Origin of the sequence: Ensifer sp. ENS09, from assembly GCF_014852425.1 — a bacterium.
Taxonomy (GTDB): domain Bacteria; phylum Pseudomonadota; class Alphaproteobacteria; order Rhizobiales; family Rhizobiaceae; genus Ensifer.
Genome location: NZ_JACVBP010000023.1, coordinates 1 through 441 on the forward strand (window position 1 = coordinate 1; position 441 = coordinate 441).

General features: G+C 59.0%; 1 pseudogene. It reads left to right on the top strand.

What is annotated here, in order from left to right:
• A pseudogene (locus tag IB267_RS33055) lies at positions 1–441 on the top strand (F0F1 ATP synthase subunit alpha); the annotation flags it as partial.

Below are 441 nucleotides of genomic sequence, written 5' to 3' on the forward strand. Positions count from 1 at the left end.
GGGTGAATTCTTCCGCGACCGCGGTGAAGACGCGCTGATCGTTTATGACGATCTGTCCAAGCAAGCAGTGGCTTATCGCCAGATTTCCCTGCTGCTGCGCCGTCCACCAGGCCGTGAAGCTTACCCAGGCGACGTGTTCTATCTCCACTCCCGTCTGCTGGAGCGCGCATCCCGCGTTTCGGAAGAATACGTAGAGAAGTTCACCAACGGCGCAGTGACCGGCAAAACCGGTTCCCTGACCGCACTGCCGATCATCGAAACCCAGGCTGGCGACGTTTCCGCGTTCGTTCCGACCAACGTGATTTCCATCACCGACGGTCAGATCTTCCTGGAATCGGCCATGTTCAACTCGGGCATCCGCCCTGCAGTGAACGCCGGTGTTTCGGTATCCCGTGTGGGTGGTGCCGCTCAGACCAAGATCATCAAGAAGCTGTCCGGTGG